Source organism: Pantoea sp. X-Soil-ISGK-275 (assembly GCF_059730795.1).
Map to the genome: position 1 here is coordinate 2,259,160 of NZ_AP035976.1, position 24,192 is coordinate 2,283,351.

Consider the following 24,192-nt stretch of genomic DNA (forward strand, 5'->3'; position numbering starts at 1 on the left):
CCTCATATCACCTGTCTGCGACAGCAATGCTGGGCGCCAACTCGGGGAAGCGTTCCCAAACCGGCTCCACGCCGCCCGGTAACCATAACTTGCGTCCCAGTTCTATCCACGGACAAGGTTGGTGAAAATCTGATCCCTGCGACCCGGCTAACTGATGGTCACGCGCATAGGTTGCCAGCTGCGTGCGCTCGTTTGGCGCTTGCTGACACTGCGCGACTTCCATGGCATCGCCGCCCACGTCGGCAAAATGCGCAATCAGCCGCTTTAACCATTTAGCCGACAAACCATAACGACCTGGATGCGCCAAAACGGCATAGCCGCCAGAATGATGAATAGCATCAATGGCTTGTTTAATTGTACACCATTGCGGGGGCACGTAGCCGGTTTTCCCGCGCGCCAGATAATTCTTGAACACCTGCGCCATATTATCGGCTTTGCCAATCTCCACCAGATAACGCGCAAAATGGCCACGCGTAATCAAGCCACCTTGCGCCAGACGCTGGGCTCCGGCCAGCGCATCAGGAATACGCGCGCGCTCAAGGCGTTCGGCAATTTGCTGTGCACGATCCACACGTGTCTGATGCTGTTGCGCGAGGAATTCAGTCAGCGCGGGATGCAGGCAATCGACATTCAGCCCCACAATGTGGATTTCGTGGTTTTCCCATAAGGTTGACGCTTCTAAACCGGCCAGTACGCGGATCGGCAGATCCTGTTGCACCACTGCCGCCTGCGCTTCTGCCACGCCCGCCACCGTGTCGTGATCGGTAATCGCTAGCACGCCGACTTTCATCTCAACCGCACGCTGTACCAGCGCAGTCGGCGTTAATAAGCCGTCAGAAGCCAGCGTATGGCTGTGTAAATCATAAAGGGGAAAACGAGCGATGTCCGACAAGATAACTCCAGCAACTACATAAACCGGCAGGCATAATAACGATTTTGTCCCTGGCTGAAAAAGGGTATTGACATTTTTCGCCCGAACCAGTTAACTAGTACACAAGTTCACACGTAACGGGTATTTAATCATGACTATTTTCGGTACGCTTTTAAATGGTTGGTGGCGCGAAGATCCCTTTATCGGGCGACATCGTCGTGCACAACTCGCGTAACCGCAGTGCAGATTGATACCTAAGCCCGCCACCGAGCGGGCTTTTTTTTGAGCGAAATTCAGAGAATCCATTATGGCTATTGCGAAACCTACATTGAAGTTGATAACCGGTACCGCGCCCTACCGCGAAGATCCGGCCGCAGTGTTTCATCAGTTATGCGGCGCACGTCCAGCAACTCTGCTGCTTGAATCCGCTGATATCGACAGCAAACAAAACCTGAAAAGCCTGTTAATCGTCGATAGCGCGCTGCGCGTCAGCGCGCTGGGCAACATCGTCACCATCAAAGCGCTGTCGGAAAATGGTCGCGCCATCTTGCCGCTGCTGGATGAGGCGTTGCCACCTGAAGTGCGCATCGATGTGCGCCCCGATGGACGCGAGCTGCATTTCACCCAGCCGCAAGGTATGCAGGACGAGGATTCGCGCCTGAAGGCCCTTTCTGTGTTTGATGCGCTGCGCCTGATTCCGCAACTGGTGAACAGCCCAGAAGAAGAGCGTGAAGCGATGCTGCTCGGTGGCTTGTTCGCTTATGACTTAGTCGCGGGTTTCGAAGATCTGCCGGAGCTGCGCAACGAACAGCGTTGCCCGGATTATTGCTTCTATCTGGCCGAAACCTTACTGGTGATCGACCATCAGCAGCGCACGGCGCGCCTGCAAGCCAGCTTATTCAGCCCATCGACCAGCGAGTTTCAGCGCCTGCAAGGCCGCATTGAACAACTACGCGGCCAGATGACGCAAGCTGCGCCAGCGTTGCCGGTTCAGCGCGTCGAGCAAATGACGCTGAGCACCAGTCAAAGCGACGAAGAGTATTGCAACGTGGTACGTGAGATGCAGGAAGCGATTCGCATCGGCGAAATCTTCCAGGTTGTCCCTTCACGTCGCTTCTCGCTGCCGTGCCCTTCTCCACTGGCCGCTTATGACACGCTGAAAAACAGCAACCCAAGCCCTTATATGTTCTTTATGCAGGATCAGGATTTCGCGCTGTTTGGCGCCTCGCCAGAAAGCTCACTGAAATATGACGCAACCTCGCGCCAGATTGAGATCTACCCGATTGCTGGAACCCGTCAACGCGGCCGCCATGCTGATGGCTCGCTGGATCGCGATCTCGACAGCCGCATCGAACTGGAAATGCGCACCGACCATAAAGAGATGGCCGAGCACCTGATGCTGGTGGATTTGGCGCGTAACGATTTGGCGCGCATCTGCGTGCCGGGCAGCCGCTACGTGGCTGACCTGACCAAAGTGGACCGCTACTCGTTCGTGATGCATCTGGTGTCACGCGTGGTGGGCACGCTGCGCGCAGACCTCGACGTGCTGCACGCTTACCGCGCCTGCATGAACATGGGCACGCTGAGTGGCGCACCGAAAGTGCGTGCGATGCAGCTGATTGCCGGAAAAGAAGGCACACGTCGCGGCAGCTACGGCGGCGCAGTGGGTTATTTCACCGCTAACGGCGATCTGGATACCTGCATCGTTATCCGTTCCGCGTGGGTCGAAGACGGTGTCGCCACCGTGCAAGCCGGTGCCGGTGTGGTGCTGGATTCACAACCACAGGCAGAAGCGGACGAGAGCCGCAACAAAGCGCGCGCGGTATTGCGTGCCATCGCAACAGCCCATCACTGCAAGGAGATTTTTTGATGGCCGATATCCTGCTGCTCGATAACATCGACTCCTTTACTTACAACCTCGTTGATCAGCTGCGTACTTTCGGCCACAACGTGTTGATTTACCGTAACAACGTGCCCGCTGAAGTGCTGATTGAACGCCTGCAGCAGATGGAGAATCCGATTCTGATGCTGTCGCCGGGTCCTGGCGCGCCGAAAGATGCCGGTTGCATGCCTGATTTGCTGCAAGCGCTGCGCGGTCGCCTGCCGATTATCGGCATTTGCCTCGGTCATCAGGCGATTGTTGAAGCATACGGCGGACATGTCGGCCAGGCTGGCGAGATCCTGCACGGCAAAGCCTCTTCTATTACCCACGATGGCGAAGGCATGTTCGCGGGCCTGAGTAATCCGCTGCCGGTGGCACGTTATCACTCGCTGGTCGGCAGCAATACGCCAGCCGAATTGACCGTTAACGCCAGCTACAACGGCATGGTGATGGCCGTACGCCACGATGCCGACCGTGTGTGTGGCTTCCAGTTCCACCCAGAATCCATTCTCACCACTCAGGGCGCGCGCTTGTTAGAACAGACGTTGGCCTGGGCGCTGGCGAAGTAATAGGGAGATTATGATGCAAACTATTCTGGAAAAACTTTATCAGTCCGAGACGCTGAGCCAGGACGAAAGCCACCAGCTGTTTAGCGCGATTATCACCGGTCAGCTGGAGCCGACGCAGTTAGCCGCCGCGCTGATCGCCATGAAAGTCCGTGGCGAGCGTCCGGAAGAGATCGCCGGTGCCGCTTCCGCGTTGCTGGCCGATGCGAAACCGTTCCCGCGTCCGGATTACACCTTTGCCGATATCGTCGGTACCGGTGGCGACGGCAGCAACAGCATCAACATTTCTACCGCCAGCGCCTTTGTCGCGGCGACCTGTGGCCTGAAAGTGGCGAAGCACGGCAATCGCAGCGTCTCCAGCAAATCTGGATCTTCCGACCTGCTGGCGGCATTTGGCATCAATCTGGATATGCCAGCCGAACAGGCACGCAAGGCGCTGGACGATCTCAACGTCTGCTTCCTGTTTGCCCCGCAGTATCACAGCGGTTTCCGTCACGCGATGCCGGTACGCCAGCAGTTGAAAACCCGAACGATCTTTAACGTGCTGGGGCCGCTGATCAATCCCGCGCGTCCACCGCTGGCGGTGATTGGCGTTTATAGCCCAGAACTGGTGCTGCCGATCGCTCAAACGCTGAAAGTGCTCGGTTATCAACGTGCCGCGGTGGTACACGGCGGCGGCATGGATGAAGTGGCGCTGCACAGCCCAACGCAGGTTGCCGAGCTGCGTGATGGCGAAATCACCGGCTATCAGCTGACGCCAGAAGACTTCGGTTTTGGCTTCCATGATAAAGACGCGTTGGCAGGCGGCACGCCGGAAGAAAACCGTGACATTCTGACCCGTTTACTCCAGGGTAAAGGCCAGCCCGCCCATGAGCAGGCGGTTGCGGTGAACGTCGCAATGTTACTGAAAGTGTTCGGAAATGAAGATTTGCGCGACAACGCACAACGCGCCATCGCTGCCATTCGCAGCGGACAGGCCTACGAGCGCGTTGTCGCTCTGGCAGCGAGAGGATGAGATGAGTATTAAGGGCACTGTTTTAGAGAAAATCGTACAAGATAAAGCCGTCTGGGTTGAAGCGCGCAAAGCACAGCAGCCGCTGGCCACCTTCCAGAACGATTTGCAGCCTGCGGAACGTCATTTTTACGATGCACTGCGTGGCTCACGCACCGTATTCATCCTGGAATGCAAAAAAGCCTCGCCTTCCAAAGGGCTGATTCGCGAGGATTTCGATCCCGCGACTATTGCTGGCGTTTACCGTCACCACGCTTCGGCGGTATCGGTGTTGACCGATGAAAAATACTTCCAGGGCGATTTTGCCTTCCTGCCGATTGTCAGCGCCGCCATCACGCAACCGGTGTTGTGCAAAGACTTCATCATCGATCCGTACCAGATCTATCTGGCGCGCCATTATCAAGCCGATGCCATCCTGCTGATGTTGTCGGTGCTGGATGATGAGCAATATCGTCAGCTCGCCGCTGTGGCGCACAGCCTGAAAATGGGCGTGCTGACCGAAGTAAGTAATGAAGAAGAGATGGAACGTGCCATCGCGCTGGAAGCCAAAGTCGTCGGCATTAATAACCGCGATCTGCGCGACCTCTCCATCGACCTGAACCGCACGCGTCAGTTAGCGCCGCGTCTCGGACATGGCGTCACCGTCATTAGTGAATCCGGCATCCACAATTACGCGCAGGTACGTGAATTAAGCCACTTCGCTAACGGCTTCCTGATTGGATCTGCGCTGATGGAAGAAGCGGATCTCAGCGCTGGCGTGCGTCGCGTGTTGCTCGGCGATAACAAAGTCTGCGGCCTCACCCGCGCTGAAGATGCACGTACAGCGCTGGAAGCTGGCGCCATTTACGGTGGCTTGATCTTCGCCGAAGGCTCGCCGCGTAAGATCAGCAGCGAGCAGGCGCAGGTTGTTCAGGCGGCTGCCGCGCTGAAGTATGTTGGCGTGTTCCGCAACAACGCGGCAAGTGACATTGTCACGCTAGTGAAGACGTTAAAACTTGCCGCAGTACAACTGCACGGCGATGAGGATCAGGCGTTTATCGCACAACTGCGTCAGGCGCTGCCAACAGACACCAAAATCTGGAAAGCGCTGAGCATCAAAGATCACTTACCTGCGCGCGACTGGCCGCACGTTGATCGCTACGTGTTTGATAACGGCCAGGGTGGCACCGGCCAGCGTTTCGATTGGTCACTGCTGCAAGGCCAGGATCTCAGCAACGTATTGCTGGCCGGTGGCTTAAGCGCTGACAACTGCGTTGAAGCCGCGCAGTTCGGCTGTGCCGGCCTCGATTTCAACTCCGGCGTAGAATCTGCGCCAGGCATTAAAGATGCCAGTAAAGTCGCGGCGGTATTCCGCACGCTGCGCGCTTATTAATTTCGCTTGCCCGCCATCGCGCGGGCCGAATAAGGAAAATGAAAAAATGACCACGTTATTAAATCCCTATTTTGGCGAGTTTGGCGGCCAATATGTGCCGCAAATCCTGATGCCAGCTTTGCGCCAGCTGGAAAATGCGTTTGTTGAAGCGCAGCGCGATCCCGAGTTTCAGGCCGAATTTACTGACCTGCTGAAAAACTACGCTGGACGCCCAACGGCGTTGACGCTGTGCAGCAACCTGACCAAAGGTACCAAAACCCGCCTTTATCTGAAGCGTGAAGATTTGCTGCACGGTGGCGCGCATAAAACCAACCAGGTGTTGGGTCAGGCGCTGTTGGCCAAGCGTATGGGCAAAAACGAGATTATCGCGGAAACCGGCGCCGGTCAGCACGGCGTGGCGTCAGCGTTAGCCTGTGCCCTGCTGGGTATGAAGTGCCGCATCTATATGGGCGCGAAAGATGTTGAACGTCAATCACCAAACGTATTCCGTATGCGTTTAATGGGCGCGGAAGTGATTCCAGTGCATAGCGGCTCAGCTACGCTGAAAGATGCCTGTAACGAGGCGCTGCGCGACTGGTCTGGCAGCTATGAAACCGCGCACTACATGCTCGGCACCGCCGCAGGCCCGCACCCGTTCCCGACGATCGTACGCGAATTCCAGCGCATGATTGGCGAAGAGACCAAAGCCCAGATTCTGGAGCGCGAAGGTCGTCTGCCCGATGCGGTGTTAGCCTGCGTGGGCGGTGGTTCGAACGCGATCGGCATGTTCGCTGATTTCATCGAAGAAGAAAGCGTTGGCCTGATCGGCGTTGAACCGGCGGGTCACGGTATCGAAACCGGTGAACACGGTGCGCCGCTCAAGCATGGTCGCGTCGGGATCTACTTCGGCATGAAAGCGCCGATGATGCAGACCGAAGAGGGTCAGATTGAAGAATCCTACTCTATCTCTGCGGGACTGGACTTCCCATCGGTGGGACCTCAGCATGCGCATCTGAACAGTATTGGCCGCGCGGAATATGTGTCAATCACCGATGATGAAGCACTCAGCGCCTTTAAAGAGTTATGTCGTGCTGAAGGGATTATTCCTGCACTCGAGTCCTCACACGCGCTGGCACATGCGCTGAAAATGATCCGCGAGAATCCGGAAAAAGAGCAGCTGCTGGTAGTAAACCTTTCCGGACGCGGCGATAAAGACATCTTCACCGTTCACGATATTTTAAAAGCCAAGGGAGAGATTTGATGGAACGTTATAATCAGCTGTTTCAACGTCTGTCGGCGCAGAAAGAAGGCGCGTTTGTTCCCTTCGTTACCCTTGGCGATCCGTCACCTGAACTGTCGCTGAAAATTATCGATACTTTGGTGGAAGGCGGTGCGGACGCGTTAGAGCTCGGTATTCCGTTCTCGGATCCGCTGGCCGATGGCCCAACCATTCAGGGCGCGACGCTGCGTGCCTTTGCTTCCGGCACCACCGTGGCGCAGTGCTTTGAAATTCTGGCCACCGTGCGTCAGAAATATCCCGACCTGCCGATTGGTTTGCTGATGTATGCCAATCTGGTGTTCAGCAAAGGTATCGATAACTTTTATGCGCAGTGTGAAGCGGTGGGCGTCGATTCCGTGCTGGTAGCTGATGTGCCGCTCGAAGAGTCTGCGCCGTTCCGTCAGGCTGCGATGCGCCATAATGTGGCACCGATCTTTATCTGTCCGCCAAATGCCGACGATGAATTGCTGCGCGAGATTGCTGCGCACGGTCGCGGTTACACTTATCTGCTGTCACGCGCAGGCGTCACCGGTTCAGAAAATCGAGCCAGCCTGCCGCTGAATCACCTGATCGAAAAACTGCGTGAGTTTAACGCTGCGCCACCGCTGCAGGGCTTTGGTATCTCTGAGCCTGGCCAGGTGAAAGAAGCGATCGCTGCGGGTGCGGCGGGCGCCATTTCCGGTTCGGCGATTGTGAAAATCATTGAACGTAACCAGAATGATCCGGCAACGCTGCTCAGCGAGCTGAAAGCCTTTGTGAGCAGCCTGAAAGCGGCCACTCGCTAAAATCCTTCATGGCCTTATTCCCGCGTGGATAAGGCCTTTTTACCGACATAAACCTCCCCCCTGCTCATTTTCTCGGCCACTCTCAGCTTTTCATACCCAACTAAAACTGGGATTGGATCAATAAGTGGCAAAAATTCCCTATTTCTCACTTTTTTGCACCCGCCGATTTGCCGATTTCGCATCGCCAGACCACAATTAACTGCGCCGCCCCATTGCGGCGAAACATCATCTAAGACAGGGAGATAACCAATGAATTTTTTCAAAGTCGTTGCAGGATTTATGATGGCTGCGGTAATGGCGCTGGCTCTTAGCGCGTGTGCACCCACAGCAACCAAAGAAGGCACTGGCGGTTACATCGACGATACCGTTGTGACCACCAAAGTTAAGGCTCAGCTATTGAATGACGAGTCGCTGAAATCGACCGAAATCAATGTTGAAACCTTTAAGGGTAAAGTTCAGCTGAGCGGTTTTGTCAGCTCACCGCAGATGGCAAATCGCGCAGTGGCCGTAACGCGTAGCGTGGCAGGCGTGAAATCTGTGGTTAACAATATGCAGATCAAATAACACAACGGGCGACCTTCGGGTCGCCCGCTTCATTTCTGGTTGCCGATTAGAATCGATATCCAGCACCAAAGAAGAACACCCACGGATCAATACGCGTGTTGATGTTTTGCTGCTCACCGCCAGCTTTGAATTTCACTTCGGTATCAATATCCATGTACCACAGCGATGCGTTCAGCATCCAGTCGCGGTTGATTTGATAATCCAGACCAACTTGTCCGGCCATGCCCCACGAGTCTTTCACGCTCAGGTCGCTTAAGCCGGCATCCTGTCCAGTCTGATTGAATTTAGCATCATAGAAGGTGGTGTAGTTGATACCCACGCCAACGTAGGGACGAACTTTGCTTTTGCTATCAAAGAAATAGTACTGCGCCATTAAGGTTGGCGGCAGCTGGCGCACGGTGGCCAGATTTCCGGTGGCGCCCAGTCCAACCTTATGACGAAACGGTGTGGCGGCCAGCAGCTCAACGCCGATGTTATCCGTCGCCATATAGGTAAAGGTTAAACCCAACTGCGTATCGTTGCTGACGTTAAAGCCGCCCATGCCCAGCACATTGTCAGAGCCTTCGGTCGGACGGACGGTGGCGCTACCCGCGCGCATAAAGAAATCACCGGCTTCATGAGCCAGAGCCAGTTGCGGAATTGCCAGCGCCATCAGCAGTGCGCATTTTGCCAGTTTCATAATCACTCCTTTGCCAAAAAAGATGGGTCTCAATGTTGAATGCGGCACAACATTTACCCCTTTTTTGGTAAAAGATCATCTGCATCAATCCAAATTAATCACTTAAAAAACAATGGATTGATTCAGATCAATTTTGTCCTTACACCGCGTAATAAAAGTCCGCTTGCGAAAATTTCTCGCCGTGATTAATTTACCTTTCCCCTATGTGATTTTGGTTCGATGCCTTGGGAGTGGCGGGCGATCAGATGAGCGATTCACTAAACCCTTGTATGACGTGTGGCGCATGTTGCGCGCACTTTCGTGTCTCTTTTTACTGGGCCGAAGCCGATGATGGCGCCGGTGCCGTTCCCGTTGAATTAACCGAGCCGTTAGGCCTATTTATGCGCAATATGCGCGGCACCAACCAACACCAACCGCATTGTGTTGCGTTACAGGGCGAGGTCGGCGGCTGCGTCTCCTGCGGCATTTATCAGCAGCGTCCTTCGCCCTGCCGGGAGTTTTCGATGTCCGGCGAGAACGGTGAACTGAACGAAGCCTGCGATCGCGCCCGTGCTCGCTATGGTCTTCCTGCGCTTTTTCACCCTTCTTTACCTGTTATGACAGAAAGTTATCCCAATGCGGGTGCCAGCACGCCAGTAGAACATGTACAATCGCCGGGTTAATTAATCCGGTTCTTTCAAGGAGTTTACATGTCTATCACGGCAAGCTCGTTATACCGTGACACAGGAAATTTTTTGCGCCATCAGCTGGTTACTATTTTACTGCTGGCGCTGCTGACCTCGTTCATTACTGTGATCGTCGGCCACGCGTTAACGCCAGGTGAAGACCAGCTCTCGTTGTTGAGCCAGTCCGATGACAGCGCATCGTCGCTGTTTGAGCTGGTACAAAATATGTCTCCGGATCAGCAGCGTATTTTGCTGCGCGCTTCCGCTGCAGGCACGTTTGCTGCATTGATTGGTAATACGCTGCTGCTGGGTGGCATGCTATTCCTGATCCCAATGGTGTCGGGCGGACAACGCGTGAGCGCGCTGCGTGCTATGGGTGCGTCTGCGCCGATCCTGCCAAAGCTGCTGCTGCAGACCTTTCTGATCACCTTGCTGGTACAGCTGGGCTTTATGGTGCTGATGGTACCGGGCGTGATTCTGGCCATCCTGTTTTCGCTGGCGCCGGTGATTCTCGCTAATGAAAAGCTCGGCGTGATTGGCGCAATGCGCGCCAGTATGCGTCTCGCCTGGAAGAATATTAAGGTTATTGCACCGGCCATTGTGCTGTGGTTGCTGGCTAAAATTGTACTGATGTTCTTCTTTTCATCGCTGACCGTGCTGCCTGCCAACATCGCCTCCGTGGTGTTGAACGCGCTGGGTAATCTGGTCTCCGCTGTGCTGATTATCTATCTGTACCGGCTGTATATGCTGTTACGTTAATCGTTATGGCGCTCTTCCGGGCGCCATAGCTGAACGCTCCTGCTCTAATTGGAAACGCTATGAAGCAGTTACTCGATTTTCTTCCCCTGGTGGTTTTCTTCATCTTCTACAAGCTATACGACATCTTTGTCGCCTCCGGCGCGTTGATTGTTGCCACCGGTTTGGCGCTGGTCGTCAGTTGGGTGCTCTATCGCAAGCTGGAAAAGATGACCATTTTCACCTTTGTGTTGGTTGCGGTATTCGGCACGCTAACGCTGGTATTCCATAATGATGAATTCATCAAATGGAAAGTTACGGTTATTTATTCGCTGTTTGCCGTTGCGCTTCTCTACAGCCAGTGGTTTATGAAGCAACCGCTGATCCAAACCATGTTGGGTAAAGAGTTACAACTGCCGTCAGGCGTGTGGCGCAATCTCAACATTGCCTGGGCAATTTTCTTCCTCGCCTGCGGCTTAGCGAATATTTATGTTGCGTTTTGGTTATCGCAGGAATTTTGGGTTAACTTTAAAGTGTTCGGTCTGACCGGCCTGACCCTACTCTTTACCCTGTTAAGCGGCGTGTATATCTGGCGACAGATGCCGCAACAAGAACAAAAATAATGCCACTCCGCCCGACAGCGTCGGGCTTCTCTTCACCTGCAGAAGAACTGAGCAATGGACGAAAAATATAAGTCGCCGCAAGGCGAGATGGTGTTGCGTACCCTGGCCATGCCAGCGGATACCAATGCCAACGGTGATATCTTTGGTGGCTGGTTGATGTCGCAGATGGATATGGGCGGCGCAATCAAGGCGAAAGAGATTGCCGAAGGACGTGTTGTTACCGTGCGCGTGGATGGAATGACGTTCCTTAAACCCGTTGCGGTTGGCGATGTGGTGAGCTGCTACGCACGCTGCATCCGCACCGGCAACAGTTCCATGACCATTAACGTCGAAGTGTGGATCAAGAAAGTATCGTCCGAACCGATTGGACAGACTTACTGCGCAACCGAAGCGGCATTTGTCTACGTTGCCGTCGACAATACCGGGCAATCTCGCCCATTACCGCCCGGCAGAAGCAATTTAAGCGATCTGTAACACGAAAAAAGCGGTCATCTGACCGCTTTCTTTTTGCCTCTCAGCCACGAGTGCTTATTCGATATTGGCGCCACCATTGATGCGGAATACGATGTTCATGGTCAGATTCTTGCCCGGACGACCCGGCTGATAACGCCATTTCTTCATCGCCTGCTTCACTTCGCGCTCGAACATGTTGCGCGGTTCAGCCGACAAGATCTGAACGTTATCCACACGACCATCACTATCAACATCAAATTGCACGCGTACACGCCCCTCAACGCGCAGTGCGAACGCACGCGCCGGATAAGCAGGCTTGCTGACGTTCATCGCTTTCGGGCCATCAGAGATGCTTGGCGTTGTGGTTGGATTGGCTTTCGGCGCGGTGGTTGGACGCGTCTGCGTGGTTGGCGCGTCCTGCTTAAACGGATTTTCCTGCGGCTTCACTTCCTGACGCGGTTTCGGCTCAACCTTCTTTTCCACCTTTGGCTTTGGTTTAGGTTTTGGCTTCGGCTTGGGTTCTGGTTTAGGAATCGGCACCGGCTCAACCTTTGGCGGCTCTGGCGCTACTTCAGGTTCTGGCTCAGGCTCGGGAGGTGGCGGCGTAACCTGGGCAGGTGCAGGTTCGGGTTGCACTTCAGGCGCCACCAGCGAAACGCTGATAGGCTGCGACGCTTTTGGAACTTCAATGACCTGATGAAACGATGCATAGAGAATGCCAGCGATCAACGAACCGTGAAGTACCACGGATAAAATTACAGCAATGGGGGTACGTGCAGGTAAAGGCGTAGTCAACGTGGTCATATCATTCATGTTCATTGAGTGAAGCGCAGATTTTAAATGCAAATAGCAATCAGTTTCAATAAGCGATGTAAATGTGGCTGCAGAAAGGCCTTTTTTAACCCTGATTGCGCTGAATGACAGCGTATTTATCTTTCGTTTGCACTCTGATTAACGATCACTTAACGTGTCACGCAATTTCGGCAAGTCTAACGGGAGTATCCCATCGTGCTTTACGTCATTTATGCGGAAGATACCGCTGATTCACTGGAAAAACGCAACTCGGTACGTCCCGCGCATCTTGCTCGTTTACAGCTGTTGCAAGATGAAGGTCGTCTGATTGCTGCGGGTCCGCTGCCAGCGGTTGACAGCAACGATCCAGGCCCGGCCGGTTTCAGCGGTTCCGTGATCATCGCCGAATTCTCTTCACTGGAAGTCGCTGAATCATGGGCCAAGGACGATCCCTACATTGCCGCAGGCGTGTATGAGAAAGTCGCGGTCAAACCGTTCAAACGCGTTTTCTAATCTATGTGGCAGTCAGTTTTACTGCTAGTGATAGCTTTCGCTCTCATCGGCAGAGCACTTTGGCTATGGCGTCAGCAAGGCTGGCGCAACGCTCGGCAGCACATTGTGATGTTAATTGTGCTGGCAGCGGCAGTAGAGATGGTCAATGTTATTCGGGTGCTACGCGGCGCATAGTGGCCGCGTAAGCCCATCAGACCATTTGCGAGATAAACAGGATGGAGCGGCGATGCTGCTGCGCCACCTGATGACGAATGGTGTGGATGCGTTTATAACGACGCGACTGCCCTTCCAGCCAGCGAGAACGACGACGGTGTACCTGACGTAACATTCTCCAGCGCGCCACTTCATTTTTGCTGCGTCTCATCACATCCTCTCAGACAGGCTAAACTCGGCAGGCATTATAAAGATCTGTTGGGAAATACCAAATCGAAAGCTTCATCGAAACGTCATTCACGATTAAAGGTTTCACTACCTGTGATCAGCACGTAAACTTTGCTCAACAAAGCGCGAACAGGATGTCCACTTAATGACCACATTTTATACCCTCATCAGTTGGTTGCTGCTGTTTGGTTACTGGCTGCTGATTGCGGGTGTCACGCTACGTATTCTGATGAAACGCCGCGCAGTCACCTCCGCAATGGCCTGGCTGCTGATCATCTACATTCTGCCGCTGGTGGGTATAATCGCCTATCTCTCCTTCGGTGAGCTGCATTTAGGTAAACGGCGTGCCGAGCGCGCGCGCACCATGTGGCCTTCTACCGCCAAATGGCTCAACGACCTCAAACAGTGTCGGCATATCTTTGCCACCGAACACAGTGACGTGGCGCGTTCCCTGTTTGATTTGTGCCGCCATCGTCAGGGCATCGCGGGCGTGAAAGGTAATCAGCTGCAGTTGCTGACCAGCTCCGACGACGTGATGCACGCGCTGATTCGCGATATCCAGCTGGCGCGTCACAACATCGAGATGGTGTTCTATATCTGGCATCCCGGCGGGCTGGCAGATGAAGTGGCGGAATCGTTGATGGCCGCGTCGCGTCGCGGTGTGCATTGCCGCTTGATGCTGGATTCAGCGGGCAGCGTGACCTTCTTCCGCAGTCCGTGGGTCAATATGATGCGCAACGCTGGCATTGACGTGGTTGAAGCGTTGCAGGTAAGCCTGCTGCGTGTGTTCCTGCGTCGCATGGACTTACGTCAGCATCGCAAAGTGGTGCTGATCGATAACTACATCGCCTATACAGGCAGCATGAACCTGGTCGATCCACGCTTCTTTAAGCAGGAAGCGGGCGTGGGCCAGTGGATTGATCTCATGGCGCGCATGGAAGGTCCAGTGGCAACCACCATGGGTATTGTGTATGCCTGCGACTGGGAGATTGAAACCGGTAAACGCATTCTGCCACCCGCGCCGGATGGCAACGTGATGCCCTTCGAACAGGAGAGCGGTCATACCATTCAGGTGATCGCTTCTGGTCCCGGTTTTCCGGAAGATATGATCCATCAGGCGTTGCTCACGGCGGTTTACTCCGCGCGTAAGCAACTGATCATGACCACGCCCTACTTTGTGCCGAGCGATGACCTGCTGCACGCCATCTGTACTGCGGCGTTACGCGGGGTGGAAGTGAGCATCATTGTGCCGCGCCATAATGATTCGCTGCTGGTAGGCTGGGCAAGTCGCGCCTTCTTTACCGAGTTGCTGGAAGCGGGCGTAAAGATTTACCAGTTTGAAGATGGCTTGTTGCATACCAAAAGTGTGCTGGTCGACGGACAACTGAGTTTAGTCGGTACCGTTAATCTGGATATGCGCAGCCTGTGGCTTAATTTTGAGATCACATTGGTAGTTGATGATGATGGCTTTGGCAGCGATCTCGCTACCGTGCAGGACGATTACATCGCCCGCTCACGCTTGCTGGATGGCGCTCGCTGGGCTAAACGTGCCTGGTGGCAACGCATCGTTGAACGACTGTTTTACTTCTTTAGTCCTTTACTGTAAAACGAGCGAAAATATTACCGCCTCAGGGCAAGCAGGAATGACCATGGATTTAAATAATCGCCTTACTGAAGATGAAACGCTGGAACAGGCTTACGATATTTTTCTTGAGCTAGCTGGCGACAATCTCGATCCCGCTGACATTATTCTGTTCAATCTGCAGTTTGAAGAGCGCGGTGGCGCAGAACTGTTCGATCCTGCGGAAGACTGGCAGGAACATGTTGATTTCGATCTCAACCCAGACTTCTTCGCAGAAGTGGTGATTGGCTTGGGTGAAGCCGACGGCGAGCCGATCACTGATGTGTTCGCACGCGTCCTGCTTTGCCGCGAGAAAGATCACAAACTCTGCCACATCCTGTGGCGCGAGTAAGCGACAGACAAAAAAACGCCGGGCAATCGCCCGGCGTTTTCATTTACAGCGGATCGACTTTTAAACAAGAAACCGCATGACGGAAGCTGCCTTCCAGCAGCGGCCGGGTTTTCGCGCACTCTGGTCCGGCAATCGGGCAACGGGTACGGAACACGCAACCCGATGGCGGATTGATCGGTGATGGCAGCTCCCCTTCCAGCAGCTGGATTTGCTTGTTCTTCTCCAGATCCGGATCGGGAATCGGCACCGCAGACATCAGCGCTCGGGTATACGGATGCTGCGGATTGTTGTACACCGCATCGTAAGTACCCAGCTCAACCGCATGCCCGAGATACATCACCAGCACGCGATCGGAGATGTGTTTGACCACCGCCAAATCGTGCGCGATAAAGATCAGTGACAACCCCATTTCTCGCTGCAACTTTTGCAACAGATTGACGACCTGCGCCTGAATCGACACGTCGAGCGCCGATACCGGCTCATCACAGATAATCAGCTTCGGCTCAAGGATTAGCGCACGCGCAATGCCAATACGCTGACACTGACCACCTGAGAACTCATGCGGATAGCGGTTGATGAGGTTAGGTAACAACCCGACCTTCATCATCATGCTTTTGACCTTATCCTTCACTTGCTGGCCCGGCATCTTCGGATAATAGGTGCGCAGCGGTTCGGCAATGATATCGCCAATGGTCATGCGCGGGTTAAGCGATGCCAGCGGATCCTGGAAGATCATCTGGATATCGCTGCGCGCCTGACGCCACTGCTCCTGGCTTTGCCCCAGCAGATCGCGTCCTAACCAGGCGACGCGCCCTTCCGTGGCTTTCACCAGGCCAATGATGGCGCGGGCCAGCGTCGATTTACCGCAGCCCGACTCACCAACGACACCCAACGTTTCACCTTCGTACAAACGCAGGCTGACGCCGTCGACCGCTTTCAGCGTGTGCGGTGGCTGCCAAAACCACTGTTTGCCATCCTTAATCTCGAAATGCACCTTAAGATCGGCAATCTCCAGCAGGACTTTTTTCTCTTCGACTACGGTGCTCATACTAATTCCTCCACCGGCTTGAAGCAGGCACGCAAGCGCCCTTCAGCGAAAGGCTCCAGCGGCGGTGCCTTGGCGCAAATGTCCATGGCGTAAGCGCATCGAGGCTGGAACGGACAGCCTTGCGGCAAGCGCAGCAGGTTTGGCGGATTGCCCGGAATAGTGGTCAGCGACTCGCCCTCTTCAGCGTCCAGTCGCGGCACCGCACTCAGCAAGCCAATCGAGTACGGATGTGCAGGATGATAGAACACATCGCGGGCACGGCCATATTCCATAGTGCGACCGGCGTACATCACCAGCACTTTGTCACAGATACCCGCCACCACGCCGAGATCGTGGGTAATCATCACAATCGCGGTATTGAACTCGCGCTTCAACTCATTCAACAGCGTCATGATCTGCGCCTGTACGGTGACGTCGAGGGCTGTGGTCGGCTCATCGGCAATCAGCAGCTTAGGTCGACACAGCAGCGCCATCGCAATCATCACACGCTGGCGCATGCCGCCAGAGAATTCATGTGGGAACATCTTCATGCGCTTACGCGCTTCCGGCATTTTCACGGCGTCCAGCATGCGTACCGACTCTTCAAACGCCTGGGCGCTGTTCATGCCTTTATGCAGCTTCAGCACTTCCATTAACTGCTCGCCGACGCGCATATACGGATTCAGCGACGTCATCGGGTCCTGGAAGATCATCGCGATCTGCTCAGCACGCAGTTTGTTCAGCTTGGTTTCTGGCAGATTGAGAATCTCTGCGCCGTTGAATTTTGCTGAACCGCCAATGCGCCCATTTTTTGCCAGCAGCCCCATCAAGGCAAACGCGGTTTGCGATTTCCCCGAGCCGGACTCGCCAACAATGCCCAGCGTTTCACCTGCATGCAGTGAAAAGTTGAGGTCGTTCACAGCGGTAACATCGCCATCGTGGGTGCTGAAGGTTACGCGCAGATCTTTCACATCCAGCAGCAGGTTATTGTTTCCCGCACGTGCAGCCATGGCTGGCTGAAATTCATGAATGGTCATCGGGAAACTCCTTAACGATCTTTCGGGTCGAGGGCATCACGCAAGCCATCGCCGATAAAGTTAAAACAGAACAGCGTGACCACGAGGAAACCGGCCGGGAACATCAGTAACCACGGCGACACTTCCATCGAGTTGGCGCCATCGCTCAGCAACGCGCCCCAACTGCTCAGGGGTTCCTGTGTGCCGAGGCCAAGGAAGCTAAGGAAGGATTCGAACAGGATCATGCTCGGCACCAGCAAAGAGGCATATACCACCACCACGCCCAACACGTTCGGCACAATGTGGCGCAATACGATTTTGAAGGTGCTGACACCGCCGACCTGCGCCGCTTCGATGAACTCTTTGCGCTTCAGGCCCAGCGTCTGCCCGCGCACGATACGCGCCATATCCAGCCACGACACCATTCCGATCGCCACAAAGATCAACAGAATGTTGCGACCAAAGAAGGTCACCAGCAGGATGACGAAGAACATGAACGGGAAGGAGTTGAGAATCTCCAGAATACGCATCATCACCGAGTCGATTTTACCGCCCAGATAACCCGCCAATGAGCCATACAACGTGCCCACCAGCACCGCGATCAGCGCAGAGGCGATGCCCACCATCAGCGAGATACGGCCACCAATCGCAACGCGCACCAGCAGATCACGGCCCGAGGAATCGGTGCCAAACCAGTGACCGGAAACGGTATCCGGCGCGGCAGACATCATCGCCCAGTCGGTGTCGTCATATTTAAATTGCGACAACATTGGGGCGAACACCACGAACAGCGTGATCACCAGCAGCACCAGCAGGCTGATAAACGCCGCGCGGTTGTGAATAAAGCGGCGACGCGCATCCTGCCAGAGGCTGCGCCCTTCGACTTCCAGTTTTTCACTGAAGGCATCCAGAGCTTCGCTGTTTTTCTTACTTAACATCATGGGCGAGCTCCATAATCAGTAACGGATTTTCGGATCGATTACGGCGTACAGCACATCAACGATCGCGTTAAACAGAATGGTCAGCACGCCAACCAGAATGGTCAGGCTCATCACCAGCGAGTAGTCACGGTTCAATGCTCCGTTGACGAACAACTGGCCGATGCCCGGTAAACCATAGATGGATTCAATCACCATGGAACCGGTAATGATGCCGACAAACGCCGGTCCCATATAGGAAAGCACCGGCAACATAGCAGGCTTCAGCGCGTGACGCAGCACGATACGGCGCAATGGCAGACCTTTGGCGCGCGCGGTACGGATGAAGTTTGAGTGCATCACTTCAATCATCGAACCACGGGTAATACGCGCGATGCTGGCGATATAGGCCAGCGAGAGCGCCACCATCGGCAGCAACATGTAATTCCATTGGCCGCCGTTCCAGCCGCCGCCTGGCAGCCAGCGTAAGGTAATCGCGAATACCAGCACCAGTAACGGTGCTACGACAAAGCTGGGGATCACCACGCCGGTCATCGCGACCCCCATCACGGCATAATCCCACAAACTGTTCTGCTTTAGGGCGGCGATCACGCCGGCCGTTACGCCCAATACCACGGCAAGGAAGAATGCCGCCAGACCAAGTTTGGCTGATACCGGGAAGGCGTGGCCGACCAGATAATTGACCGAGTAATCTTTGTATTTAAACGAGGGACCAAAGTCGCCATGCGCCAACTGCACCAGATAGCTCAGATACTGTTTGCCAATCGGATCGTTGAGATGGTACTTCGCTTCAATATTCGCCATCACTTCTGGCGACAGAACACGTTCGCCGGTAAATGGACTGCCGGGTGCCAGTCGCATCATAAAGAAAGAGATGGTGATGAGGATAAACAGCGTCGGGATGGCTTCAAGGAGCCGACGCAGGATGAATTTTAACATTGCCGTACCTACCAGGCTGTTGCTTCACAAAGTAAAAAGGCGGTGCCGCAGCACCGCCACTATCGATAGCCTGAGTGCTATTAATGTTTAATGATATACAGGTTTTTATCGACGGTTTTATCCAGCGGATCGTTGCCGGTATAACCGCCCACGTAAGGTTTCACCAAACGCGCATTGACGTAGTAGTAAACCGGCACAATGGTGCTGTCTTTATCCAGAATCTGCTCAGCTTTCTGATAATCCGCTACGCGCGCTTTATCGTCTGTGGCTTTAACCGCATCGTGGATAACTTTATCGAAGTCAGCGCTCTTGTAATGCGAGGTGTTACTGCTGCTGTCAGACAGCATGATGTTCAGGAATGAAGTCGGTTCGTTGTAATCCGCACACCATGCCGCACGAGAGACATCAAAGTTGCCCTGATGACGCGTATCCAGGAAGGTTTTCCACTCCTGGTTTTCCAGCTTGATGTTGACGCCGATGTTTTTCTTCCAGATAGAAGAGGCAGCGATAGCCAGTTTCTTGTGCAGATCGGAGGTGTTGTACAGCAGATTGAAGGTCAGCGGTTTATCCGCAGTGTAACCCGCTTCAGCCAACAGCTTTTTCGCTTCTTCGTTACGCTTGTTCTGATCCCACTTGAACCAATCCGGCGGTAGCAGTTCCATGCCATCGGTGGCTGGCGGGGTGAAGCTGTAAGCCGGTTGCTGACCTTGTGCCAGAACCTTGTTCACCATGATGTCGCGATCCAGACCGAGTTTCAGCGCGGTACGGACGCGTGGATCGGTGAATGGCGCTTTCTGGTTGTTAATTTCGTAGTAATAGGTGCACAAATATGGCTTCACCATCAACTCTTTGCCGTTATCACGCTGCAGTTTTTTGAACAGCTCGATTGGCATGTTGTTGTAGGTAATATCGCTGCCGTTCTCAGAGAAGTAACGGTTAACGTCGCTGACTTCAGAGTTGATTGGCAGGAAGGTAACTTTGTTCAGAACGGTGTGCTCGTTGTCCCAATACTGCGTGTTACGCACCAGCGTTACGCGTTCGTTGATCACGTGGGATTCAAGTTTGAATGCGCCGTTACCAACCCAGTTCTGCGGTTGGGTCCACTGATCGCCAAATTTGTCGATAGCAGGCTTATACACCGGAGACATCACGGAGTTGATCAACAGCTTATAGAAGTACGGTACGGGCTCGCTCAGCGTCACTTCCAGCGTGTGATCGTCGATGGCTTTTACACCCAGCTCGGAAGTTGGCTTTTTACCGGCGATGATGTCGTCAACGTTGACGATGTGACCGTATTGCGGATAGCTGGCGTATGGAGATGCGGTTTTCGGATCGACCAGGCGCTGCCAGCTGTAAACGAAATCTTGCGCGGTGACCGGTTCACCGTTGGACCATTTAGCGTTCTTACGCAGGTGGAAAGTCCAGACTTTGAAATCTTTGTTTTCCCAGCTTTCCGCCACGCCCGGAACCGGTTTGCCATCGCTGTCGCTGGTGATCAAACCTTCATACAGGTCACGCGCGATGTTGTCTTCGGGAACACCTTCAATCTTGTGGGGATCCAGCGACTGTACTTCATCGCCGTTACCGCGAACCAGTTCCTGTTTTGCTGCCAATTCAACGCCTGCTGGCACTGTTGCGGCCAGCGCGGCATTCCCTGCCAGCGCGCCGATTGCTGCTAATACACCCGCTGCAATCAGGCTTTTTTTTGTGATGTTGTTCATTATTACGCTCCAGTTTTATTATCTTTACCGGGTCGATTTAACGCCCGGCGTACCCCGTTTCCAGGTGATCTTCGCGTGTCTGAACGAAGACCCTAATCACCCTTCAGGGTTTACCACGGTAAAGTGCCGCCCGACTGTAGCGCCGGATCGGTCCATTACTCAATGTTTCTTTATGTAATAGTATTTCAACGCCAGCATGTCCTGTGGATCTTTACCGGTAAAACCGCCCACCCAAGGTTTGACCAACCGCACGCTAACGCGGTAGTAGACCGGTACGATTGGCGAATCTTTATCAAGTTGCGCTTCAGCTTGCTGATAAAGAGCGGCGCGCTTTGCTTCATCTGAAGTGGTTAATGTTTGCTGCATTAACTGGTCAAACGCCGAACTTTGGTAAAACGCGGTATTATTTGATGAACCGCTCAAAAGCATATTCAGGAAGGTTGAGGGCTCGTTGTAATCTGCGCACCATGTCGCGCGTACCACGTCATACTGCGCCTGGTGACGCGTCTCCAGCAGCGTTTTCCACTCCTGATTCTGTAATGTCACCACCGCACCGAGATTTTTTTGCCACATCGAGGCCGCAGCAATCGCCTGTCGCTTGTTCTGTTCGGAGGTGTTGTACAACAGCGTAAAACGCAGCGGGTTTTGTTGATTAAAGCCGGCATCTGCCAGTAACTGCTTGGCGCTGGCATTACGCTCGGATTGCGTTTGTTGCGCCCAGGCCGGTGGGGAGAGCGTGATACCGTGGGTAAACGGCGGCGTCAATTCGTAGGCAGGAATTTGCCCCTGGCCCATGATCTTCTGCGCGATGATGTCGCGATCAAGGGTTAACTTCAGCGCGGCGCGTACTCGGACATCATCGAATGGCGCTTTTTTGTTGTTGATTTCGTAATAGAAGGTGCACAGCAGCGGACTGATTTTGACCTCATCGCCGAGATCCTGCTGTAACTTTTTAAACAGCTCCGGCGGCACCACACTGTTGGTCATATCGGTGCCACCGCTGCGATAACGGTTGATATCACTGTTCTCTGAAGAGAGCGGCAAGAACACGCCCTCTTCAATCACCGTGTGTGCATTATCCCAATACTGCGGATTGCGTTTCACCACGATTTTTTCATTCACCACCCAGTCCGACAGCGTAAAAGCGCCATTGCCAACATAGTGTTGCGGCTGCGTCCACTGCTCGCCCCACTGGTCTATCGCCGGACGATAGACCGGTTTCATCGCACTGTGGGCCAGCATAGCAACAAAATAGGGAACGGGTTCAGAAAGGGTGACTTGTAGATGACGATCGTCGAGGGCTTTAACCCCGAGTTCAGCCGGCGCAGCTTTACCAGACAGGATGGCATCAACGTTGGCGACATGGGCCGCTTGTAAATAGCTGGCGTAAGGGGAAGCAGTTTTGGGATCGGCCAGGCGCTGCCAACTGTAGACGAAATCCTGGGCGGTAACGGGCTGGCCATTACTCCAGCGCGCATCTTCTCGCAGCGTGAAAGTCCAGATGCGCCCTTCTTCGCTTTGCCACTGCTTAGCGACACCGGGGACAAGCTGACCGTTATTATCGGTTTCAACCAGACCTTCCAGCAAATTACGCATGACATTGGATTCTGGCACGCCCTCCGCTTTCTGCGGATCGAGCGTTGCCACCTCACTGCCATTATTAATCACGATCCGCTGTAATTCTGATAATTGAGTGCCTGCGGGAATTTGTGCTGCCTGGCTTGAGGCCATTGCGCCTGTGAGACATAAGGCAAGCACTGAACGTACGGCCGTTTTCGCTACCATGCATTTCATCAACAAATATCAACCTTAATCATAAGCCTGATAGCCTTTAAGCAAGAAGCGTACACATTTGTCGCTATCAGATAAAAAATTTGTGATGTGCCGAAAATTATCAGAACCGATGCCCGCACGCCAAAGCTAAACTGCAAAAATGTTAGCAGATTCTCTTTTATCACGTTCCGGTAGGGAGGAAAAGTGTTAATTATTAGGATGAAATAACGATTAAAACACTGATTAATATAAATATAATTTCGTTATCGCATATATTTTATTCATTATTGTTATTAAGTTATAATTTTTATGAATATAACTGCAAAACCATCACATTCCAACATAATGATTTCATCATCGAGCTAATGACTTTTCCGTAATGCTAATAAGAAAGAATTTTACAGAGTATTTATCTGTGATAATTATCACAATTTAATGTGAGTTACTGGATGCATTTATCAGGATTAGTAGTAAAAGTGATACGGAGGTTAATGCGTTAAGAAGGATGAATAAAATTACCAAAATGGTGCAATTAAGTCTAACGTTGCACCATTGTGGATCGCATTGCGGGTTAAGATTAAAAATTAAGGGCTACTAATTGAGTAATCCGGGGAAAATTGATTTCATGCCGGTGACAACAAACTCTATGCCCAATGCCATTAACAACAATCCCATGATACGAGTGATAACGTTGATCCCGGTTTGGCCAAGTACTCGCACCATTAATGGTGCAGCGCGAAACAGCAGCCAACAGCAAAACGCGAAAATTGCAATCGCGATACTAAAGCCAATTAGGTTCTGCCAACTGTGATAACGCGTACTCCAGACGATGGTTGAACTTATTGCGCCGGGACCGGCCATCAACGGTAAAGCCAGCGGTACCACACCAATACTTTCACGAATGGCGCTCTCTGACTTCTCCTGCTTGTTCTGCTTATCCTCACCCAGTTTTCCGCTGATCATCGACATCGCGATGGTGACGACCAGAATCCCACCGGCAATACGGAACGAATCTATCGAAATACCAAACAGATGCAGGATGCCATCACCAAGGAAAAGTGACGTCCACAGGATAATGGCGACGGCCAAGTTCGCGGTGAGGTTGGTTTTGTTGCGCTCAACCACACCCTGATAGCTGGTCATACTGATAAAGACCGGGATGATACCTACCGGATTTACCAGGGCAAACAAACCGACAAAAAACTTAATGTAGCCGGATAGATCAAGTAGCACGGGGTTCAAAGTGGGCTCCGGTAAAGTCTGAGTAGAAAAACGCGCTTAATGTAGTGCATAAGCCGGGCGGAAAACCAGAGGCGCCAACAGAAATTTATGCTGCCGGCAAAGCTTTAAGTCAGTTCTTTCAACTACTGTAAACGTTGGGTTATGGCAATGAAGCCAGCAGGGACCGCAGATGTGGCACATCACGGTAACTTTACTTGCAAAAGTTAGTGCTGAAAGGTGTCAGCTTGGATCAGGATTGATCTGTATCAAAATTTACCTACCCCATCAGGGGTAATCTTACCCCGTCGAAACAACTTCCTGACGCTTAAGCATCTTGACCAGGAAACCCTTTTAGTAAGCAAAGGCAAAACAGTCGCCAACCTGACCAAAATATAAGCATAGCGTGACTATACTTCTGGATTCAGGCTTGTTT

At 53.3% G+C, this 24,192-nt stretch carries 23 protein-coding genes, 1 pseudogene and 1 other annotated feature; of the genes and pseudogenes, 13 read left to right on the forward strand and 11 right to left on the reverse strand.

Annotation, left to right across the window (positions count from 1 at the left end):
- Positions 1-7: 7 nt before the first annotated feature.
- Positions 8-892, reverse strand: a complete 885-nt coding sequence (rnm, locus tag AC6I8A_RS10505) for an RNase RNM (protein ID WP_256696562.1) — start codon at positions 890-892, stop codon at positions 8-10.
- A gap of 154 nt (positions 893-1,046) precedes the next feature.
- Positions 1,047-1,155: a sequence feature (Trp leader region), on the forward strand.
- A gap of 23 nt (positions 1,156-1,178) precedes the next feature.
- On the opposite strand from rnm, the gene AC6I8A_RS10510 reads away from it, so the two are divergent.
- From AC6I8A_RS10510 to AC6I8A_RS10535, 6 genes and pseudogenes are all read left to right on the forward strand, one after another.
- On the forward strand, positions 1,179-2,741 hold the full coding sequence (locus AC6I8A_RS10510) for an anthranilate synthase component 1 (protein ID WP_497818439.1): 1,563 nt from the start codon (positions 1,179-1,181) through the stop codon (positions 2,739-2,741).
- Positions 2,741-4,334 (forward strand): annotated as a pseudogene (gene trpD / locus AC6I8A_RS10515) (bifunctional anthranilate synthase glutamate amidotransferase component TrpG/anthranilate phosphoribosyltransferase TrpD). The gene AC6I8A_RS10510 and the pseudogene trpD overlap by 1 nt, the downstream one beginning before the upstream one ends.
- Before the next feature lies 1 nt (position 4,335).
- Positions 4,336-5,703 carry a bifunctional indole-3-glycerol-phosphate synthase TrpC/phosphoribosylanthranilate isomerase TrpF gene (gene trpCF, locus AC6I8A_RS10520; protein ID WP_497818440.1) on the forward strand — a complete coding sequence of 456 codons (1,368 nt, stop codon included), beginning with the start codon at positions 4,336-4,338 and terminating at the stop codon, positions 5,701-5,703.
- 46 nt (positions 5,704-5,749) lie between these two features.
- On the forward strand, positions 5,750-6,943 hold the full coding sequence (gene trpB / locus AC6I8A_RS10525; RefSeq protein WP_007892408.1) for a tryptophan synthase subunit beta: 1,194 nt from the start codon (positions 5,750-5,752) through the stop codon (positions 6,941-6,943).
- A complete protein-coding gene (trpA, locus tag AC6I8A_RS10530; protein WP_497818441.1) occupies positions 6,943-7,746 on the forward strand; it encodes a tryptophan synthase subunit alpha in 804 nt (267 codons plus the stop codon). Before trpB ends, trpA begins: the two co-directional genes overlap by 1 nt.
- Before the next feature lie 249 nt (positions 7,747-7,995).
- A complete protein-coding gene (locus AC6I8A_RS10535) occupies positions 7,996-8,310 on the forward strand; it encodes a BON domain-containing protein (RefSeq protein WP_008106555.1) in 315 nt (104 codons plus the stop codon).
- 46 nt (positions 8,311-8,356) lie between these two features.
- Here AC6I8A_RS10535 and ompW read toward each other — a convergent pair whose 3' ends face one another.
- A complete protein-coding gene (gene ompW / locus AC6I8A_RS10540; protein ID WP_008106557.1) occupies positions 8,357-8,989 on the reverse strand; it encodes an outer membrane protein OmpW in 633 nt (210 codons plus the stop codon).
- Positions 8,990-9,234: 245 nt separating this feature from the next.
- Between ompW and AC6I8A_RS10545 the strand changes: the two genes are divergently transcribed.
- From AC6I8A_RS10545 to yciA, 4 genes are read left to right on the forward strand one after another with little or no spacing between them, the layout of a single operon-like run.
- On the forward strand, positions 9,235-9,651 hold the full coding sequence (locus tag AC6I8A_RS10545; protein ID WP_256696566.1) for a YkgJ family cysteine cluster protein: 417 nt from the start codon (positions 9,235-9,237) through the stop codon (positions 9,649-9,651).
- 27 nt (positions 9,652-9,678) lie between these two features.
- Positions 9,679-10,413, forward strand: a complete 735-nt coding sequence (locus AC6I8A_RS10550; RefSeq protein ID WP_256696567.1) for a YciC family protein — start codon at positions 9,679-9,681, stop codon at positions 10,411-10,413.
- A 59-nt stretch (positions 10,414-10,472) separates the two neighbouring features.
- Complete coding sequence (locus tag AC6I8A_RS10555) at positions 10,473-11,012, forward strand: septation protein A (protein ID WP_008106564.1); 540 nt, start codon at positions 10,473-10,475, stop codon at positions 11,010-11,012.
- A gap of 54 nt (positions 11,013-11,066) precedes the next feature.
- Positions 11,067-11,486, forward strand: coding sequence for an acyl-CoA thioester hydrolase YciA (yciA, locus tag AC6I8A_RS10560; RefSeq protein ID WP_497818442.1), 420 nt, complete (start codon positions 11,067-11,069; stop codon positions 11,484-11,486).
- 54 nt (positions 11,487-11,540) lie between these two features.
- Here yciA and tonB read toward each other — a convergent pair whose 3' ends face one another.
- Positions 11,541-12,269 carry a TonB system transport protein TonB gene (gene tonB, locus AC6I8A_RS10565; RefSeq protein WP_256696569.1) on the reverse strand — a complete coding sequence of 243 codons (729 nt, stop codon included), beginning with the start codon at positions 12,267-12,269 and terminating at the stop codon, positions 11,541-11,543.
- Positions 12,270-12,473: 204 nt separating this feature from the next.
- Between tonB and AC6I8A_RS10570 the strand changes: the two genes are divergently transcribed.
- Positions 12,474-12,770: a YciI family protein gene (locus AC6I8A_RS10570; protein WP_008106569.1), complete on the forward strand. Its 297-nt coding sequence runs from the start codon at positions 12,474-12,476 to the stop codon at positions 12,768-12,770.
- 190 nt (positions 12,771-12,960) lie between these two features.
- Here the strand turns inward: AC6I8A_RS10570 and AC6I8A_RS10575 are convergent, their stop codons facing one another.
- A complete protein-coding gene (locus tag AC6I8A_RS10575; protein WP_007892390.1) occupies positions 12,961-13,134 on the reverse strand; it encodes a YciY family protein in 174 nt (57 codons plus the stop codon).
- Positions 13,135-13,296: 162 nt separating this feature from the next.
- Between AC6I8A_RS10575 and cls the strand changes: the two genes are divergently transcribed.
- Together cls and AC6I8A_RS10585 are read left to right on the forward strand one after the other, a co-directional pair.
- Positions 13,297-14,757, forward strand: a complete 1,461-nt coding sequence (gene cls / locus AC6I8A_RS10580; protein ID WP_256696570.1) for a cardiolipin synthase — start codon at positions 13,297-13,299, stop codon at positions 14,755-14,757.
- Positions 14,758-14,794: 37 nt separating this feature from the next.
- Positions 14,795-15,124: an HI1450 family dsDNA-mimic protein gene (locus AC6I8A_RS10585; RefSeq protein ID WP_196761379.1), complete on the forward strand. Its 330-nt coding sequence runs from the start codon at positions 14,795-14,797 to the stop codon at positions 15,122-15,124.
- A gap of 43 nt (positions 15,125-15,167) precedes the next feature.
- Here AC6I8A_RS10585 and oppF read toward each other — a convergent pair whose 3' ends face one another.
- The 7 genes from oppF to AC6I8A_RS10620 all read right to left on the reverse strand — a co-directional run bounded on the left by oppF (position 15,168) and on the right by AC6I8A_RS10620 (position 23,780).
- Positions 15,168-16,172: a murein tripeptide/oligopeptide ABC transporter ATP binding protein OppF gene (gene oppF, locus AC6I8A_RS10590; protein WP_256696571.1), complete on the reverse strand. Its 1,005-nt coding sequence runs from the start codon at positions 16,170-16,172 to the stop codon at positions 15,168-15,170.
- Positions 16,169-17,188: an ABC transporter ATP-binding protein gene (locus AC6I8A_RS10595; protein ID WP_497818443.1), complete on the reverse strand. Its 1,020-nt coding sequence runs from the start codon at positions 17,186-17,188 to the stop codon at positions 16,169-16,171. The genes oppF and AC6I8A_RS10595 overlap by 4 nt, the downstream gene beginning before the upstream one ends.
- An 11-nt stretch (positions 17,189-17,199) precedes the next feature.
- Positions 17,200-18,108 carry an oligopeptide ABC transporter permease OppC gene (oppC, locus tag AC6I8A_RS10600; protein ID WP_008106577.1) on the reverse strand — a complete coding sequence of 303 codons (909 nt, stop codon included), beginning with the start codon at positions 18,106-18,108 and terminating at the stop codon, positions 17,200-17,202.
- A gap of 15 nt (positions 18,109-18,123) precedes the next feature.
- Complete coding sequence (gene oppB / locus AC6I8A_RS10605; protein ID WP_007892378.1) at positions 18,124-19,044, reverse strand: oligopeptide ABC transporter permease OppB; 921 nt, start codon at positions 19,042-19,044, stop codon at positions 18,124-18,126.
- Positions 19,045-19,124: 80 nt separating this feature from the next.
- Positions 19,125-20,765: an oligopeptide ABC transporter substrate-binding protein OppA gene (oppA, locus tag AC6I8A_RS10610; protein WP_008106580.1), complete on the reverse strand. Its 1,641-nt coding sequence runs from the start codon at positions 20,763-20,765 to the stop codon at positions 19,125-19,127.
- 159 nt (positions 20,766-20,924) lie between these two features.
- Complete coding sequence (locus tag AC6I8A_RS10615) at positions 20,925-22,559, reverse strand: ABC transporter substrate-binding protein (RefSeq protein ID WP_265298004.1); 1,635 nt, start codon at positions 22,557-22,559, stop codon at positions 20,925-20,927.
- A gap of 573 nt (positions 22,560-23,132) precedes the next feature.
- Positions 23,133-23,780, reverse strand: coding sequence for a YchE family NAAT transporter (locus AC6I8A_RS10620; RefSeq protein WP_256696574.1), 648 nt, complete (start codon positions 23,778-23,780; stop codon positions 23,133-23,135).
- Positions 23,781-24,192 lie beyond the last annotated feature (412 nt).